Raw genomic sequence first — 16732 nt, 5'->3', positions numbered from 1 at the left:
CGAAGTGCGTCCCTGTTGTTTGATCATATTTCGCGCGGAGCCTGCCACCGGCGCCGCGGCGTGGCAAGCGGAGCCGGGGCGTGAACCTAGGGAAAACAGGGCGCGCCGCCGTCTTGTTCAGCGCCCCGCCCCGCCGGTCAGAGGTTCGGCCCGGGCACCAGCTTGCTGCCGTCCGAGAAGCGCGACAGGCGGAAGCGCGTCAGGTCATGGCCCGGGTCCCTGCCCTGCGCCATGTCCGCGACAACCCGCCCGAAGCCCGGCCCGATGCCGAAGCCGTGGCCGCACATTCCCGTGGCCACGATCAGCCCGGGGATCTGCGCCACGTGATCGACGACCGGCACCACGTCCGGCATGACGTCGATCATCCCCGCCCAGCTCGCCTGCAGCGGCACCTCGCCCATCTCTGGGAAGTGCTGCGCAAACTGCGCGCGGGTCGCGGCAACCTTGCCCGCGTTGGGTTCAGGCGAGAGGATGCGCATCCGCTCGAAGGGGCTTTGCTCGTCGTCGCGCCAGCTGCGCGGCGTGCCCCAGGCGTCCGGATAGCCCGCCGGCGCCTTGGCCCGGAAGTGCACGTCGAAGCTGCCCTTGCGGGCGAGCGCGAGGTAGGGGCGCGCGTGGCGCAATGCGTCGGGACCGAGGAAGAGCTCGGAAAAGGCCGAAGGCGCCAGCGTGTAGCCGCCGTCGGCGCGCGGCCGGAAGGCCAGCACGTCATCCACCGCCGCCTTGTTGACCACCTGCGGCAGCGGCGCGGTGGCCATGGCCGTCGAGCGCACCGAGAGTTGCGGGATCGACACGCCGTGACGCTTGAGAAAGAGACCCGACCAGGCCCCACCCGCAAGCACCGCCTGCTCGCAGCGCACCGTCCCCGCCTCGGTGACCACGCCGGTGATCTGTCCGCCGCTCCGCTCGAGCCCGCGCACCGCGCAGCGCTCGCGCACGATGACCCCTTCCGAGGCCGCCAGCCGCGCCAGCTCGGGCACCGCCTGCCAAGGCTCGCCCTTCATGTCGGTGGGCGTGTGCAACATACCAACCCAAGGGCTGTCCGTGGCCCCGATTTGCGCTTTGGTCTGCTCGGCATCCAGCAACTCGGAGCTGACCCCGAGCGGTTTCGCCTGCTCCAGCCAGCCGGCAAAATTCTCCATCTCGGCACGGCTCTTGGCGAGGTAGCCGACGCCCACGGTGCGGGTGCCGAGCCGTCCCTCGCAGAGCGCATCAAGCTCCTGCCAGAGGTCCTGCGCCTCGAGCGCAATCGGGATCTCGGCCATGTCTCGGCCCTGCACCCGGATCCAACCCCAGTTGCGCGAGCTCTGCTCGGCGGCAATGCGGCCCTTTTCCAGCAGCACCACCTTGAGCCCGGCACGGTTGGCAAAGAGCGCCGTACAGGTGCCGATGACACCGCCGCCGATGACCACCAGATCGGCGGCCTCGGGCAGCGCGCCCTCGTGGGCGACGGGGCCTTCGTCGCGGAACGGGAAGACCACGCTCATGCCAACCGCTCCAGCAGGCGCTCCATGAAGGCCTGCCCGGCCTCCAGCTGAGAGACCTCAATGTACTCGTCCGGCTGGTGCGCGATGCCGATGTCGCCCGGTCCGCAAACCACCACGTCGTAGCCGCCGTTCTGGAAATGGCTGGCCTCGGTGCCGTAGCTGACGTGGCGCTTGGCATTGTCGCCGGTGATCTGTCGCACCATCTCCTCGGCGCGGTTGTCCGCGGTCGGGGCGAAGGGCGGCAGGTGGAAGGCATCGCGGACCTCGATCCAGGCCTCGGGGCGCACTTTCTGCATTTCAGCATTCAGATCGGCGACCTTGTCCAGCAGCCGCCCTTTCCAATAGGCCGGGTCCTCCCCCGGCACCACGCGGAAGCCAAGCGGGAACCAGCACTCCTTGGCGGTGATGTTCTGCGCCGTGCCGCCGCGGATTTGCCCGACGTGCACGTTGGTGTAGGGCGGGGTGAAGAGCGCCGCCACTGACCCCGGTTCGCCAGACGCGTTCTCGGCGTTGACCGCGTTGCACCAGTCGATGAGCTTGGCACCCCACATGATGGCCGAGACGCCGGTCTCGAGAATCGAGCTGTGCACCTCGACGCCGTGCACATGCACCTCGAAGCTGATGCCGCCCTTGTGGCCAGTCACCGGCTTCAGCATGGTCGGCTCGCCCACGATCACGGCGCTGGCTTTCGGCACCACCCCCTGCATCGCCGCGACGAGGTCGATCGCACCCTCGCAGCCGATCTCCTCGTCATAACTGAACGCCAACTGCAGCGGCCGCGTCACGCCCCGGTGCCGCGCCTCGACCAAAGCCCAGATCGCCAGAGCGTCGAATGCCTTCATGTCCGTCGAGCCGCGCCCGTAAAGCCGCCCCTCCCGCTCGGTGAGCGTGAACGGATCCGAGCTCCAGTCCTGCCCCTCGACCGGCACCACGTCCGTGTGCCCCGACAGCACCACGCCGCCCTCGGCCTCGGGGCCGACATGGGCAAAAAGCGCCGCCTTCAGCTCGGGCTCGGAGGGCTTGGCGTGGCGGTGGCTCTCGATCCCGTGGCTGGCAAGATACGCCTGCGTCCAGTCGATCAGATCGAGGTTGGTTCCGCTGCTCACGGTGGGAAAGGAAACGAGCTTCTCGAGAAGCGCGCGCGGGGATAGCCGGGAAGTCATGGGGCGTCCTTGGTCTGTCTTTGCGGCAGACCTAAACGCGCCTTGGTTCCGATCACAAGGGGGAGCGGGGCCCAAGCCCCGGTATTCGCGCCGAGAAAAGACGCGATTGCCCGTTCCTCAGCCGCGCGCGACACCCCGGCCCGAGGCGGCCCAGGCCAGCCCATCGACCACTGCTGTGAAAGCCTCGGAGCGTCGCAGCGCGGCGCCCGGGCACACCGCCCGCGCTTCGCCCTCGACCAGCGCCATCAGGCTCGAGCCCCCGACGAGCACCACGCTGTCCACCTGCGCGGGCGAGACCTGCGCCAGCATCAGCGTCTCGTAGATCGCCATGCGCAGCGCCTCTCGCGCTTCGGAAAGCGCCGCGTTGAGCGTGCCCGGCGTGACCCGCGCTCCGAGCCCCGGCTCGATCATTCCCATGGCGATTTGCGCGCCTGCCGCACCGGAGTTGGCCTCGATCTTGCCGCGCTCCACGGCGAAGGCCAGCTCGTGCCCAAGCTCGTCGGTGATCACCGTCTGCAGGCGCTTCATAGCTTTTGGCTCGACTGCGTGGCGCAGCATGTCCGCCACTGCCCGTTCGGTGTCGCGGTTGTAGAGGAAGGGGATCTTCGCCCAGGTCGAGAGATCCACGTAGAGCGCATTCGGCACCGGCAGAAGCCCCTCGCCGAAGTCGCGCCGCAGTTCGCCCCCCAGACCCAGCAGCGGCATGGCGTGGCGCATGGAGACCGCATGGTCAAAATCCGTGCCGCCGAGGCGGATGCCATGGCTGGCGGTGATGGCGATGCCGTCGCCCTCGCTGCGGAAGACGGTGAAGTCCGAGGTGCCGCCGCCGATGTCGACGATGAGCCCGATACCGCCGGTGCCCTCGGCGATGCGGCTCGCCAGCGCTGCCGCCTCCGGCTCGAACATCATCTCGACGCTCCCGAAGCCCGCCGCGAGATAACATCCGCGCAAGTCTTGCTCGGCCCGCGCGTCACGCTCTGCATCGCTGGTGTGGAAATGCACCGGCCGCCCCGAGAGCGCGCGGGTGAAGCGGCGCCCGGACTGCGCCTCGGCCCGCGCCTTCATCTCGGCAAGAAACGCCGTGACGATATCCGCCAGCGTCCGGCGAGTCCCGCCGATCAGTCGCTTTTCGTGAAAGAGCGAGGTGCCGAGCACGCTTTTCAGCGCGCGCATGTAGCGCCCTTCCTCGCCGGCGATCAGCGCCTCCGAGGCTGCCGCGCCAATGCGCATGCCGCCCTCTTCGGGAAAGAACACAGCGGTGGGCAGGGTCTCGGCCCCGGCCTCGATCTCCAGCAGGCGCACCGCACCCCGCTCGACGATCCCCGCCGCCGAGTTGGAGGTCCCGAAATCGACAGCCAGGCAGTCGCCGCCCGAATAGTCCGCATCAGCCATGACATGCTCCCCGAGGATGGAAAGCCGCCCGGCTACCCAAAACGCAAACCTGGGGCAAGGCCGAAACGCCCGCCCCTTCTTCAGGGCAATTAAATCTTAGCGGAGGCCGCACAGCGGATGGTGGCGGCGTTCCCGAGGGACGTTGGGACCGCTCGGCGAGAACGAACGGACCGGCCCGCTGTCGGCGGCCTTGCGGCGAGGGGGATCAGCCCTTCGCCGCGGCTTTCTTGTCAGAGGCCTTGGCGGCCTCTTTCTGGTCAGCGGGCAGCTCGATGTTGATTTCGAGACTGGAGACGTCGCCGATGGAATCCATGCGGATTCCAACGGCATCGTCGCTCACCTGCACGTAGCGCTTGATCGCCTCGACGATGTCGCGCTGCAGCAGCGGCAAGAAATCGGCGCTGGGACCCGACCCGCGCTCATGTGCGAGAAGGATCTGCAGACGCTCCTTGGCCTGGACCGAGGACTTGGGCTTGCGGTTGAAGGTGAACCCAAAAAGATTCATGCGCTCCTCCCGAAGAGACGTGACATCAGGCCCGGGACCTTCTCGCCTTCGATCTTCATCGGGATGTCCTCGCCGTCGAGGCGCGCGACGGCTTCCTCGTAGGCGGTGGCGGCGCGCGACTTCTCGTTGAGGATCACCGGCACGCCGACGTTCGAGGCGCGCAGGACCGCGGGGCTTTCCGGGATTACGCCGAGGAGCGGAATCGCGAGGATTTCCAGCACGTCCTCGACCGACATCATCTCGCCGTCGCCCGAGCGTTTCGGGTCGAAGCGGGTGAGGAGCAGGTGGCTCTTGATCTGGTCTTCCTCGCCGCGCTCGGCGCGGGCGGTCTTCGAGCTCAGCAGGCCGAGCATCCGGTCGCTGTCGCGCACCGAGGAGACCTCGGGGTTGGTCACGACCACGGCCTCGTCGGCGTAGTACATGGCCAATTGCGCGCCGCGCTCGATGCCCGCGGGGCTGTCGCAGATGATGTAGTCGAACTCCTCGCGGAGCTCGTTCAGCACCTTTTCGACGCCTTCCTGCGTAAGCGCGTCCTTGTCGCGGGTCTGCGAGGTCGGCAGCACGTAGAGGTTGTCGAGCCGGCGGTCGCGGATCAGCGCCTGGTTCAGCTTGGCGTCGCCCTGGATCACGTTGATGAAATCGAACACGACCCGGCGCTCGCAGCCCATGATCATGTCGAGGTTGCGCAGACCCACGTCGAAGTCGATCACGACGGTGCGGTGCCCGCGCGATGCGAGACCGGCGCTGATGGCAGCCGAGGACGTGGTCTTGCCCACGCCACCCTTGCCCGAGGTCACAACGATTACTTTGCTCACTGGCGGCTCCTGTTGAATGCCGAGGTTATCCGAACGGCGCGACGATCAGCCGCTCGTCCTCGAGGTAAATCTGCACCATCTTGTGGCGGACATCGGCGCCAAGGCTATCCGAGGTCCGATAGAGACCGGCGATCGCCAGCAACTCGGCGTCGAGCGACTGGCAGAAGATCCGGGCGTTCTCATCGCCGTCGATACCGGCGAAGGCGCGGCCGCGCATCCGGCCATAGACGTGGATATTGCCGGCGGCGAAAAGTTCGGCCCCCGAGCTCACCGGGCCGACCACGGTCAGATCGCCCTTGTCGGCGATCACCGTCTGCCCCGAGCGCACCGGCATGGTGACGATCTTGTTCTCCGGCGCGACGCGCTGCGGGATCGGCGCCGGTTCGGGCTGCGGTGCGGGTGCTGTCTGCGTCTCGGGCGCGGGCGCCCGCTCGGGGAACACCCGGCTCGGGCGCTTCTGCTCCGAGCTAGGCAGCGCCCCGCGCAGAGGCGCATCGCGCCCACCGGTCACCGTGATCAGCCCCAGCCCGGCGGCGGCGGCGCGCAGCGCCTCGTTTCCGCCCTGCAGCCCGAAGACCGCAAGCTCACGGCGGCGCAGGTCGCCGACCAGCTCGGTCAGCGCCTCGGGGGTCACCTCGGCCTGGGATTGTTCGAGGTCGATGATGACCGGCGCGTCGGTGAAGAAGTTCGGAGTTTTCTCCAGCCGGTCGGCCAGCATCTCGTAGAAGCGGGCGTCCGGGGCCGTGCTGAGGCGCAGGGCGAGCGCGGTCAGGAACCGCCCCCGGAACTGGAAGGGTTTCAGTGTCGTCCCGACACCATCGATGTTGCCGCTGGCGACGTCTGTCTGCACGCTTGTTCTTAGCCTTCTGCTCTCGGGCCTGGCACAGATTCGTGTCTGTGCTTCGTTGCATCGTGCATAATCATCCCACGTTCCGGGATCCACCTCCAAGCCAAAATTTTCTCGTCATCGGCAGAGAAATGCCGTGACGAGACTACAACCCTTAGTAGCCGGACGCCGAAGTAAGCACGAAATGATCCGGTCCGACCTCTTGGTACACGTTCGGCTCGGGCTCGTATCCGACCGGGTGGATGGGCGATGGGATGGGCTTGAAATTGAGGTCCTTCTCGGACTTGCGGCGGCGCGGATCGGCGATCGGAACGGCCGACATCAGCGCCTTAGTGTAGGGGTGCTGCGGGTTCTCGAAAACCGCCGCGCGCGGGCCGATCTCGACGATCCGGCCAAGGTACATGACCCCCACCTTATGGCTGACCCGCTCGACCACCGCCATGTCGTGGCTGATGAAGAGATAGGACAGGCCCAGTTCGGCCTGCAGTTCCATCATCAGGTTGACCACCTGCGCCTGCACCGAAACGTCGAGCGCCGAGACGGCCTCGTCCGCGACGATGAGCTTGGGGTTGAGCGCAAGCGCGCGGGCGATGGCGATGCGCTGGCGCTGGCCGCCGGAAAGCTCGTGCGGGAAGCGGCGCATGAAGCTGCGCGGCAGCTCGACCCGGTCGAAGAGCATGGCCACGCGGTCCATCATCTCCTTGCCCTTGTGCGAGCCGAAATTGCGCATCGGCTCGGCCACTTGGTCGGCGAGGTTCATCTGGGGGTTCAGCGAGGCAAAGGGATCCTGGAAGATCATCTGCATCTCGCGCCGCGCATCGCGCAGCATGTTCGGGCCGAGCCCCATCACGTCGACGCCGTCGAGCACCACCCTGCCCTTCAACGGCTCGACAAGCCGCAGGATCGAGCGCCCGCAGGTGGACTTGCCGCAGCCTGACTCGCCGACGAGGCTGAGGGTCTGGCCCTTGTTGACGGTGAAGCTGACATCCTCGACCGCGTGGACGTTCGACACGGTCTGGCGGAAGAAGCCGCCCTTGACCGGGAAGCGCGTGGTCAGCCCCTCGACGGTCAGAAGAGGCTGCTCGGTGCCGGGGATCGGCTTGATCTCGTCCTGCTCGCGGCCCAGCAGGCGCATCGGCTCGGGCAGCGCCTTGCCCCGCATCTCCCCCAGCTTCGGCACCGCGGCGAGCAGCGCCTGGGTGTAGGGGTGCTGCGGGCGCTCGAAAATTTCCTCGACCGTGCCCTCCTCGACCTTCCTGCCACGGAACATCACCACAACGCGGTCGGCCATCTGCGCCACCACCGCCATGTCGTGGGTGATGAACATCACCGAGGTGCCGGTCTCGCGCTTGAGGCGGTCCATCAGCGCAAGGATCTCGGCCTGGATGGTCACGTCGAGCGCCGTTGTCGGCTCGTCGGCGATCAGCAGGCGCGGCTTGCAGGCCATGGCCATGGCGATCACCACGCGCTGGCGCATGCCGCCCGACAGCTCGTGCGGATATTGCTTCAGCCGACGCTCGGGCTCGGGGATGCGCACCTGCTGCATCAACTCCAGAGCCCGGGCCTTGGCCTCGTCCTTGGTCATGCCGCGGTGCACGCGCAGACCTTCGGTGAGTTGGCGCTCGACGGTGAAGACGGGGTTGAGCGCGGTCATCGGCTCTTGGAAGATCATCCCGATCTCGTTGCCGCGGATGTCGCGCATGACGTCCTGGGAGGCCTTCGCCAGGTCCGTCTCGCCGCCGTCCTTGCGATCAAAAATTAGGCGCCCCTTGGCGATTTCTCCGCCGCCGAACTCGATCAGGCGCATCAATGAGAGCGAGCTGACCGACTTGCCAGAGCCGGATTCCCCCACGACGCAGACGGTTTCGCCCGGCCCGATATCGAAGCTCACATCCTCGACACCGGCCACAGGGCCGTCTTTTGTCTCGAATTCTACGCGCAGGCTCTCGATCCGCGCGATGGGGTTGTCCAGCATTTGGGCCTCTCCGTCGTTGTCAGTGCAAACGCTAAAGGCAGCTTCGACAAACTGTCAAACCCAAGCATCGGCTGACCCTAAGGCAATGCTTGCATTTCGCGCGTGTTCTGCTTCGATGACGGCCAAGCGGGATGGGAACGATCAGAATGTCCGGCCACAAAAGGCCGCACCGACTTCATTTTCCCGCTGATACAAAGAAGAGACCAACCGGTCTTAGGTCGATAACAGGGAGTGACCTATGAAAACGAAGACCCTACTGCTCGGGGCCGCCGCCAGCTTTGTGCTGGCCCCCGCCGCCGCCATGGCGGAGCGCGGCTCGGACGGGCACGTGAACATCATCTACTGGCAGGCACCGTCGATCATGACGCCCTACCTGTCGAGCGGCACTAAGGACATCGAAGCCTCCTCGCTCGTGCTCGAACCGCTGGGCCGCTACACCGAGACCGGGGCCCTGGTTCCCTTCCTCGCCGAAGAGATCCCCACCGTCGAGAACGGCGGCGTGTCCGAAGACCTGAAGTCGATCACCTGGAAGCTGAAGGAGGGCCTGGTTTGGTCCGACGGCTCGCCGGTGACCTCGGCAGACGTGAAATTCACCGCCGACTACTGCATGAACCCCGAGGGCGGCTGCGCGCAGCTCGCCAAGTTCGACCACATCGCGTCGATCGACACCCCTGACGATCTGACCGTCGTGGTGAACTTCGACGAGGCCATGCCGAACCCCTACGGCCCCTTCATGGGCGGCCAGTCCCCGATCCTGCAAAAGGCGCAGTTCGAGAACTGCGTAGGCGCAGCGGCATCGACCTGCACCGAGGCCAACTTCAACCCGATCGGCACCGGCCCCTTCGTGGTCGACGAGTTCAAGCCGAACGACGTGATCTCGCTCTCGGCAAACCCGAACTACCGTGACCCGGCGAAGCCCGCCTTCGCGACCGCCACGCTGAAAGGCGGCGGCGATGCGGAATCCGCGGCCCGCGCGGTCCTGCAGACCGGCGAGTTCGACTACGCCTGGAACCTGCAGCTGGCGCCCGACGTCCTCGCCTCGATGGCAGAAGGCGGCCAGGGCACCCCGGTCTCGGCCTTCGGCACCCTGGTCGAGCGGCTCGAGATGAACATGACCGACCCCTCGCCGAATCTGCCCGAGGGCGAGCGTTCGACCGTGGCGCATCCGCACCCGATCCTGTCTGACTTCAAGGTCCGCAAGGCCCTGTCAATGGCGATCGACCGCGAACTGCTGACCGAGATCGGCTACGGCCAGGCCGGCCGCGCGACCTGCAACCTCGTGCCCGCGCCCGAGCTCTACGCGTCGGACAACACCGAGTGCCTCACCCAGGATCTCGAAGGCGCCAAGGCGCTGCTCGAGGAAGCCGGCTGGACCGACAGCGACGGCGACGGCATCCGCGAGAAGGACGGCATGAAGCTGAGCCTGCTCTACCAGAGCTCGACCAACGCCGTGCGTCAGGACTTCCAGGCCCTGATCAAGGATTGGTGGCGCCAGATCGGCGTCGAGACCGAACTGCGCAACGTCGACTCTTCGGTGTTCTTCGGCGGTGACCCGGGCTCGCCCGACACCTTCCAGAAGTTCTACGCCGACGTCGAGATGTACGCGAACAACTTCGACGGCACCGACCCGCAGTCCTACCTGCAGATGTACCGCTGCGGCAACGAGCCGAAGCCGTCCTCGCAGTGGCAGGGCGAGAACATCAACCGCTTCTGCAACGAAGAATATGACGCGCTCCTCGACGAGCTAGCCAAGACCGGCGAGCTGAGCAAGCGCGGCGAGATCGCCAAGAAGCTGAACGACATCATCACCAAGGAAACGATGACGATCGTTCCCCTCGTGGACCGTGGCCGCGTCTCGGCGCATTCCAACACGCTCGGCGGTGTCATCCTGAACACCTGGGACAGCGAGCTGTGGAACGCGGCCGACTGGTACCGTACCGAAGGCTGACCCTGTGACACGCACGCCCCCGCGCCCCGCGCGGGGGCGTGCCCCTTTTCGGAAGGTCTGCCCGTGACCTCACCTCTCCGGAACCCCGACCTCGGCCCGCGCGGCCGGTTCCCTTTCCCAGCCGCCTGCGCCAAACGGCGACAGCCGCTGCCGCCGCACGGGCCCCACAACAAAGACACGGAATTCATGACGCACACAGCCCGCATCCATGACCGGTGCCGGACGCTGCCGCTGCTTTCGCAGCGCCGCCGCCCCAGCGCCCCCGCCCGCGAGGTCCGCCCATGCTGACCTATGCAATCCGCCGCCTCGTCCTTTCGATCCCGACGCTGCTCTTCATCAGCTTCGTGATCTTCATGCTGCTGCAACTGGCGCCGGGTGACCCCATGGCGCAGGTGCCGCTGACCGTACCGCCCGAAGTGAAGCAGAAGATGCGCGAGGCGCTCGGCGTCGGCGAGCCCGCGCTGGTGCAATACTGGAAATGGCTGGTGCAGGTCTTCTGGATCGAGCCCAAGGTCTTCATCGACTGGCTGACCCGCGACAGCTTCCTGCTCGGCTGGCTGCCCGACACGCATCTCTACAACGGCGAGCTGCGGGTGATCTCCTGGCAGACCCGCTCGCCGGTGATGGACATCGTGCTGCAGCGCATCCCGCAGACGCTCTGGGTGGTCGGCCTGAGCTACATCGTCGGCGTGCTGATCGCCCTGCCCATCGGCATCTACTCGGCCTACCGGCAGTATTCGGTCTTCGACCAGGCCGGCACGTTCATCACCATGGTCGGCTTCTCAATCCCGCCGTTCTTCACCGGTCCGCTGCTGATCGTGATCTTCTCGGTCTACTTGGGCTGGTTCCCGTCGATCTATGACACCACCCACGTGGTGAATGACTGGGCGAGCTTCAAGATCCAGTTGATGCAGATGATCATGCCGGTGATGGTGCTGGCGCTGCAGACCACCGCGCAGCTCTCGCGCTACATGCGCGCCTCGATGCTCGACAACCTCAATCAGGACTACGTCCGCACCGCCCGCGCCAAGGGCCTGTCGGAGGCCGTGGTCGTCATGATCCACGTGCTGCGCAACTCAATGATCCCGGTGATCACCGTGATCGCGCTCGGCGTGCCGGCGATCTTCGGCGGGGCGATCATCACCGAGAACGTGTTCAAGGTGAACGGCATCGGCCAGCTGCTGATCACCGCGCTCTTCGCGAACGATCTGCCGATGGTGATGACACTGACCTTCATCTTCGCCGTGCTGATCGTTGTCTTCAACCTGATCGCCGACATCCTCTACGGCCTTCTCGACCCGAGGATCCGCTATGACTGAACCCGTTCCCGCCTCCCCCGCCCCGATCGAGGCCCTGCGCGACAAGGGCCCCGACAAGCCGCCGCGCTCCAAGTGGAAGGACGTCTGGGCCCAGTTCCGCAAGCACAAGGGCGCGATGATCGGGGCCTTCTTCCTGATCTTCATCACCCTCGGCGTGCTGGTCGGCCCCTATCTGTGGACGCTCGATCCGCAGGCGCTGGACATCCGCGCCAAGGACATGCGGCCGATCTACACCGCGCTCTGGGACAGCACCGCCAAGGTCAGCTGGGCGCATCCGCTGGGCAGCGATCAGCTGGGCCGTGACAACCTTTCGCAGCTGATCGCCGGCGGGCGCGCCTCGATGGCGGTGGGCTGGGCGGCGATGATCCTGTCGCTGGTGATCGGGGCCGGCATCGGCGTGCTCGCGGGCTATTTCAGGAAGCTCGACGGGCCGCTCATGCGCCTGACCGATCTCTTTCTGAGCCTGCCGATCCTGCCGCTGCTGCTGGTCGCGGTGACGCTGTTCCGCCAGCCGCTGCGCGCCAACTTCGGACCCGAGGGCGGCATGTTCATCCTCATCGTCACCGTGGTCGGCATCACCTCGTGGATGCCCACGGCGCGCATCGTGCGCGGCGACGTGCTGGCACTCAAGGAACGCGAGTTCGTGCTGGCGGCGCGCTCGATCGGCACCAAGCCGTTCCAGATCATCAAGCGCCACCTGTTGCCCAACGTGCTTTCGCCGATCATGGTCTCGGCAACGCTGGGCCTCGCCACGGCGATCATCACCGAGAGCGCCCTGTCGTTCCTCGGGGTGGGCTTCCCCTCGGACTTCCCGACCTGGGGCAAGATGCTGGCCGACGCGGTCGCGCGGATGGAAGACTTCCCCGAGCGGGTGATCCTGCCGGGCATCGCCATCTCGCTCACCGTGCTCGGGGTGAACTACCTTGGCGACGGGCTGCGCGACGCTCTGGACCCACGCATCCGGGGCCGCTGAGCCAGACATCCACTGAAACCGCACAGGGCGGGAGGCGCAAGCCCCCGCCCTTTTTCATGCCGCGCGCCTGCCCTGCGCCGGGCAAGTGGCCGAGCCTTGCGTATTTGAAGAGAGACAATGCCACAGCGCGCGCGGAAGGCGGGCCTTGTTCCAGGCACAGATTCCCCGGGTGACGTGCCTGCAGGCAAAGAGAGGGGCGGTGGCGCCCCCCTCCTCTGCCCGGATCAGTAAAGACCGCCCGAGCTCAGCGTGCCGAAGGAGGCCTTCGGACCCACCGTCGCCTTGCGCCCGGTCGACGTGGTGACCTCGCGCGGGCGGGTCGAGCCGTCGGGCTGGATCATGTCGAAATTGCCGGACATCGCCCATCCGCCGTCGAGCTGGATGCCGAAGAGCGGCTCCTCGCCCGAGCGGAAGCATTCGGCGACGACGTTCTCACCCGAAGCGTCCGGCCCCAGCCGCGCGCCGGTGAAGCGGTCCATCTTGAGGAAGTTGCAGGCGGGCGGCACCTTGAACTGGCCGCCGCCGTATTTCTCGACCGCTTTCAGCATGAACCGGTTGAACACCGGCCCGCACATGCCGCCGCCAGAGGCGCCGCGGCCCAGCGGGCGCGGCGTGTCGTAGCCGATGTAGCAGCCCGCCACGATGTTCGAGGTGAAGCCGAGCATCCAGACATCCTTGGCGTCATTGGTGGTGCCGGTCTTGCCGGCGGTGGGCACCGGCAGGTTCACCGTGCGCGAGGCGGTGCCGCGCTGTACAACGCCCTGCATCATCGAGGTCAGCTGGTAGGCGGTCACCGCGTCCATGATCCGGTCGCGGTTGTTGCGGATGTCCGGCCCGCGGCCCGGCGGCAGGTTGGGATCGGCGCAGTCGAGGCAGCTGCGCTCGTTGCCCTTCTGGTACTCGTGATTGTAGACCGTGCGCCCGTAGCGGTCCTGCACCCGGTCGACCAGCGTCGGCTCGACCCGCTCGCCGCCGTTGGCAAACATCGCATAGGCCGAAATCATCTTGTAGAGCGTAGTCTCGTCCGCGCCGAGCGCATTGGCCAGAACCCGGCCCATGTTGTCATAGACGCCGAACTTCTCGGCGTAATCGGCGACCGTGTTCATGCCGATTTCCTGCGCGAGGCGGATGGTCATCAGGTTGCGCGACTGTTCGATCCCGGTCCGCAGCGGCGTCGGGCCATAGTAGGTGTTGGACGCGTTCTTGGGCCGCCAGACGCCCTGCGGCGTGTCGATCTCGATCGGCGCGTCGATGATGATCGTGGAGGGCGAGTAGCCAGAGTCCAACGCCGCCGCATAGACGAAGGGCTTGAAGCTCGAACCGGGCTGACGCAGCGCCTGGGTGGCGCGGTTGAACACCGAGTCCTGGTAGCTGAAGCCGCCCTGCATGGCGATCACCCGGCCGGTGTTCACGTCCATCGCCATGAAGGCCCCCTGCACGCGCGGCACCTGGCGCAGCGTCCAGCGGATGAACTCGCCGGTCTTGTCGTCGGTCATCGCACGCACATGCACCACGTCGCCGCGCTCGAAGTTGTCGGCGAAGCTGCCCTTGGCCCAGCTGATGTCATTGCGGGGCACCACGGTCGGACGCTCGGCAGTGTCCTCGACCCCTTCGATGCCGAGCCGCATCTGCTGTTCGCCCACCTCGAGCACCACGGCCGGATACCATTGGCTGTCGAGATCGATGTCGCGCGCCACGGCTACGGACGCGAGTGCCGCGCGCCAGTCCGCTTCCGAGCCGAGCTGCTCTTCGGCGATGGTCTTGCCGGTGCCGCGCCAGCGGCCCAGGCTACGGTCGTAATCTTCGAGCGCGACGCGCAGCGACTTGGCCGCCTCGACCTGCATCTCGGGATCGAGCGTCGCACGGACCGACAGGCCACCGGAGAAGAATTCGCCCTCACCGAACTCGGAGGTCAGCTGACGGCGGATCTCGTCGGTGAAATAGTCGCGCGGCGGCAGCGAATGCTGGTAGGGCTCGAAATCGCCGTTCTGCACCGAGCGCAGCGGCTGGGCCACCTCGGTCTCGAAGGTGGCCTCGTCGATATAGCCATTCTCGCGCATCTCGCGCAGCACGTAGTTGCGGCGGTCGAGAAGGCGCTGCATGTTCCGCACCGGGTGGTAATCCGACGGCGCCTTGGGCATCGAGGCCAGCGTCGCCGCCTCGTGCGGGGCGAGCTCCGACAGGCTCTTGTTGAAATAGGTCTGCGCCGCCGCGGTCACGCCGTAGGAGTTCTGGCCGAGGAAGATCTCGTTCAGATAGAGCTCGAGGATCTTGTCCTTGCTCAGGGTTTCCTCGAGCCGCGAGGCGAGGATAATCTCCTTGATCTTGCGCTCGATCTTTCGGTCGCCCGAGAGCAGGAAGTTCTTCATCACCTGCTGGGTGATGGTCGAGGCGCCGCGCACGTCGCGGCCGCGAGTGCGCACCGCGTCGACCACGGCCGCGGCGATGCCGCGGACGTCGTAGCCATGGTGCTCGTAGAAGTTCTTGTCCTCGGCCGAAATGAAGGCCTGCTTCACCATGTCGGGGATCTGGTCCGCTGGGGTGAAGAGCCGCCGCTCCTGCGCGAACTCGTCGATGATCTTGCCCTCGGTCGAATAGATCCGGCTGATCGTGGGCGGGGTGTATTGCGCCAGGCTCTCATGGCTCGGCAGGTCGCGGCCATAGATCCAGAAGATCGCGCCGATGGACAGCGCGATCGCCATCAGCCCGAGGGTGATGACGCTGAAGATGGCCCCGAAGAAGGAGAAGATGAACCTGATCACGAGCAATGCCTCTTTGGATTGCAGACCCATTATACTGCGTTGGACTTCAGGTCAAAACACATAGGTGCCACTGGGGCGATGACGAGCGCGAGCCCGCTGCCCCTGCGTCAGAGCTTCCAGCCCATGGCCGCGTTGGATGGCCTGCCTGCTCGGCGAGACCGCAGGCACTGCCGTTGGACTGCACAGATGCGCCAGACACCGGGCACGGCTGCGCCGCATCACCTGCGCCCACGCCTTTGGACTCGCCTCTTTCCCGCAAGTCGACATATCGGAATTGCGTGGATGCACCGACTCCAGTGATATTGATCCTTTTGGAGAACGCGAAGGATATTCAGGCACACAGGAGGCGCAAATTTCTATCGAAAGATAGGATCAAGGGACATGCGCGAGTTGTACCCTATGTCCTTCGATACCACGGGGCATGATTCCGGACCCCGAGAGACACCAAAGGATAAAGCCGCCCGGCAACCGAAATGCATGATCAGCGCAAAGGCATTATCCGAAGAAACTTCTCTCTAATATTCATATACTTGTCGTCGCACCATCGGATCACCAACTCTCTATCAGAGGGAGTATGTGATTGCTCCTGAAAAGATGCCACTATTCCCGTATAAGCCACAGACAAATTGACACCAACGGCGGAGGTAGCCTTATGCTGTCGAGACTTATTTCCGCGCAGATTTCCAGCATCGGCAAAATGCTCAACAAAAGTGATTGGTCTGATCGAGTTATTGATCGGGCGATTGATATGCTGGATCGGCTCGCGGACCGTATAGAGCGCCTGACTGATCGCAACGATCGAATTTCAGATCGCCACCACCATCAGGATCACGACAATGATAGGCCGGTAGAAACGGCCATCGATATGGAACTCGGAGGCAGCGCGGAGGCCGTCGGCGAACATACCATCGCCTCAGCGGACCTGCGTGCCAAACTGACGGACACCGACAATGCGTCCTTCGCGGTGGCCTCGTCGACCTTCAGAGCGGCGGCAGAAGGCGGGGCGGAATTTGCGTTGACGGACGCCTATTGCGACGTGGACGGCGCGGACTTCGTCTTCAGCCGGACGGTGACGACGACCGGACGGAACTGGGAGACAACGACGACGAAGGTCATTGCCGTGGATTTCGCCTTCCTCGACAACGGCCGACCTATCATGGTCACGCCTCATTCGACCTATACCGTGAACAGCTACCAAAGCGTGGCCGACGGCAACGTGGCCACGGCAGACTTCGACGTGAAGGCCAACGCAGAGGACACCCTGGCGGATGTCTACGCCGGCGTGCTGGCGATCGAGGACACCTATTCCGGTTCGTCGATCGACGCGATGCTGGCCATCGGCTGAAACGGCGCCCAAGCTGACGGGACGCGGCGGAGTTTATCCTGCCGCGTCCCCGTGCGTCTGTGTAGCCGAGGCCTTGGGCCCGGCGTCATCTCCGACCCGCCCCCGGCGGCCCCCCCGAGAACAGCTCACGAGTGGCGCCGGCCGGGTGATGCATCCCCGGTTGCGCCGGCTCCGCTGTCACCTCCGCACCGAGCCGAAGGA

At 65.8% G+C, this 16732-nt stretch carries 12 protein-coding genes; 4 read left to right on the top strand and 8 right to left on the bottom strand.

Features of this window, described 5'->3' with window-relative positions; translation table 11 throughout:
• Positions 1-137: 137 nt before the first annotated feature.
• The 7 genes from CEW88_RS05230 to CEW88_RS05200 form a co-directional block, all read right to left on the bottom strand.
• Positions 138-1487: an NAD(P)/FAD-dependent oxidoreductase gene (locus CEW88_RS05230; RefSeq protein WP_108965006.1), complete on the bottom strand. Its 1350-nt coding sequence runs from the start codon at positions 1485-1487 to the stop codon at positions 138-140.
• Entirely contained in the window at positions 1484-2650 is a 1167-nt protein-coding gene (argE, locus tag CEW88_RS05225; RefSeq protein ID WP_108965005.1) for an acetylornithine deacetylase, read from the bottom strand. The genes CEW88_RS05230 and argE overlap by 4 nt, the downstream gene beginning before the upstream one ends.
• Positions 2651-2767: 117 nt before the next feature.
• Positions 2768-4042 (bottom strand): Hsp70 family protein, encoded by a 1275-nt coding sequence (locus tag CEW88_RS05220; RefSeq protein WP_108965004.1) that lies wholly within the window; start codon positions 4040-4042, stop codon positions 2768-2770.
• Positions 4043-4247: 205 nt separating this feature from the next.
• Positions 4248-4547, bottom strand: a complete 300-nt coding sequence (minE, locus tag CEW88_RS05215) for a cell division topological specificity factor MinE (RefSeq protein WP_108965003.1) — start codon at positions 4545-4547, stop codon at positions 4248-4250.
• Positions 4544-5362, bottom strand: coding sequence for a septum site-determining protein MinD (minD, locus tag CEW88_RS05210; protein ID WP_095882785.1), 819 nt, complete (start codon positions 5360-5362; stop codon positions 4544-4546). Before minD ends, minE begins: the two co-directional genes overlap by 4 nt.
• A gap of 25 nt (positions 5363-5387) precedes the next feature.
• Positions 5388-6212 (bottom strand): septum site-determining protein MinC, encoded by an 825-nt coding sequence (gene minC, locus CEW88_RS05205; RefSeq protein WP_108965002.1) that lies wholly within the window; start codon positions 6210-6212, stop codon positions 5388-5390.
• A 151-nt stretch (positions 6213-6363) separates the two neighbouring features.
• Positions 6364-8184 (bottom strand): ABC transporter ATP-binding protein, encoded by a 1821-nt coding sequence (locus CEW88_RS05200; protein ID WP_108965001.1) that lies wholly within the window; start codon positions 8182-8184, stop codon positions 6364-6366.
• Between the two features lie 238 nt (positions 8185-8422).
• On the opposite strand from CEW88_RS05200, the gene CEW88_RS05195 reads away from it, so the two are divergent.
• The 3 genes from CEW88_RS05195 (at position 8423) to CEW88_RS05185 (ending at position 12424) form a co-directional block, all read left to right on the top strand.
• Positions 8423-10132: a peptide ABC transporter substrate-binding protein gene (locus CEW88_RS05195; protein ID WP_108965000.1), complete on the top strand. Its 1710-nt coding sequence runs from the start codon at positions 8423-8425 to the stop codon at positions 10130-10132.
• A gap of 281 nt (positions 10133-10413) precedes the next feature.
• Positions 10414-11451, top strand: a complete 1038-nt coding sequence (locus CEW88_RS05190; RefSeq protein ID WP_108964999.1) for an ABC transporter permease — start codon at positions 10414-10416, stop codon at positions 11449-11451.
• Complete coding sequence (locus CEW88_RS05185; protein WP_108964998.1) at positions 11444-12424, top strand: ABC transporter permease; 981 nt, start codon at positions 11444-11446, stop codon at positions 12422-12424. Before CEW88_RS05190 ends, CEW88_RS05185 begins: the two co-directional genes overlap by 8 nt.
• A 224-nt stretch (positions 12425-12648) precedes the next feature.
• Here CEW88_RS05185 and CEW88_RS05180 read toward each other — a convergent pair whose 3' ends face one another.
• Positions 12649-15186 carry a penicillin-binding protein 1A gene (locus CEW88_RS05180; RefSeq protein ID WP_108967557.1) on the bottom strand — a complete coding sequence of 846 codons (2538 nt, stop codon included), beginning with the start codon at positions 15184-15186 and terminating at the stop codon, positions 12649-12651.
• Positions 15187-15838: 652 nt separating this feature from the next.
• On the opposite strand from CEW88_RS05180, the gene CEW88_RS05175 reads away from it, so the two are divergent.
• Positions 15839-16531: a hypothetical protein gene (locus tag CEW88_RS05175; protein WP_159099561.1), complete on the top strand. Its 693-nt coding sequence runs from the start codon at positions 15839-15841 to the stop codon at positions 16529-16531.
• The last annotated feature ends 201 nt before the right edge of the window (positions 16532-16732 follow it).

The sequence above is a fragment of the Alloyangia pacifica genome (assembly GCF_003111685.1).
Classification (GTDB): Bacteria; Pseudomonadota; Alphaproteobacteria; order Rhodobacterales; family Rhodobacteraceae; genus Salipiger; species Salipiger pacificus_A.
This window is presented reverse-complemented; position numbering and strand designations above follow the sequence as displayed.

Bases quoted from the DNA above. Each gene is read 5' to 3' on its own strand.
- CEW88_RS05175 (WP_159099561.1), top strand. From the start codon at position 15,839: ATGCTGTCGAGACTTATTTCCGCGCAGATTTCCAGCATCGGCAAAATG.
- CEW88_RS05185 (WP_108964998.1), top strand. From the start codon at position 11,444: ATGACTGAACCCGTTCCCGCCTCCCCCGCCCCGATCGAGGCCCTGCGC.
- CEW88_RS05230 (WP_108965006.1), bottom strand. From the start codon at position 1,487: ATGAGCGTGGTCTTCCCGTTCCGCGACGAAGGCCCCGTCGCCCACGAG.
- argE (WP_108965005.1), bottom strand. From the start codon at position 2,650: ATGACTTCCCGGCTATCCCCGCGCGCGCTTCTCGAGAAGCTCGTTTCC.
- CEW88_RS05200 (WP_108965001.1), bottom strand. From the start codon at position 8,184: ATGCTGGACAACCCCATCGCGCGGATCGAGAGCCTGCGCGTAGAATTC.
- CEW88_RS05195 (WP_108965000.1), top strand. From the start codon at position 8,423: ATGAAAACGAAGACCCTACTGCTCGGGGCCGCCGCCAGCTTTGTGCTG.
- minE (WP_108965003.1), bottom strand. From the start codon at position 4,547: ATGAATCTTTTTGGGTTCACCTTCAACCGCAAGCCCAAGTCCTCGGTC.
- CEW88_RS05190 (WP_108964999.1), top strand. From the start codon at position 10,414: ATGCTGACCTATGCAATCCGCCGCCTCGTCCTTTCGATCCCGACGCTG.
- CEW88_RS05220 (WP_108965004.1), bottom strand. From the start codon at position 4,042: ATGGCTGATGCGGACTATTCGGGCGGCGACTGCCTGGCTGTCGATTTC.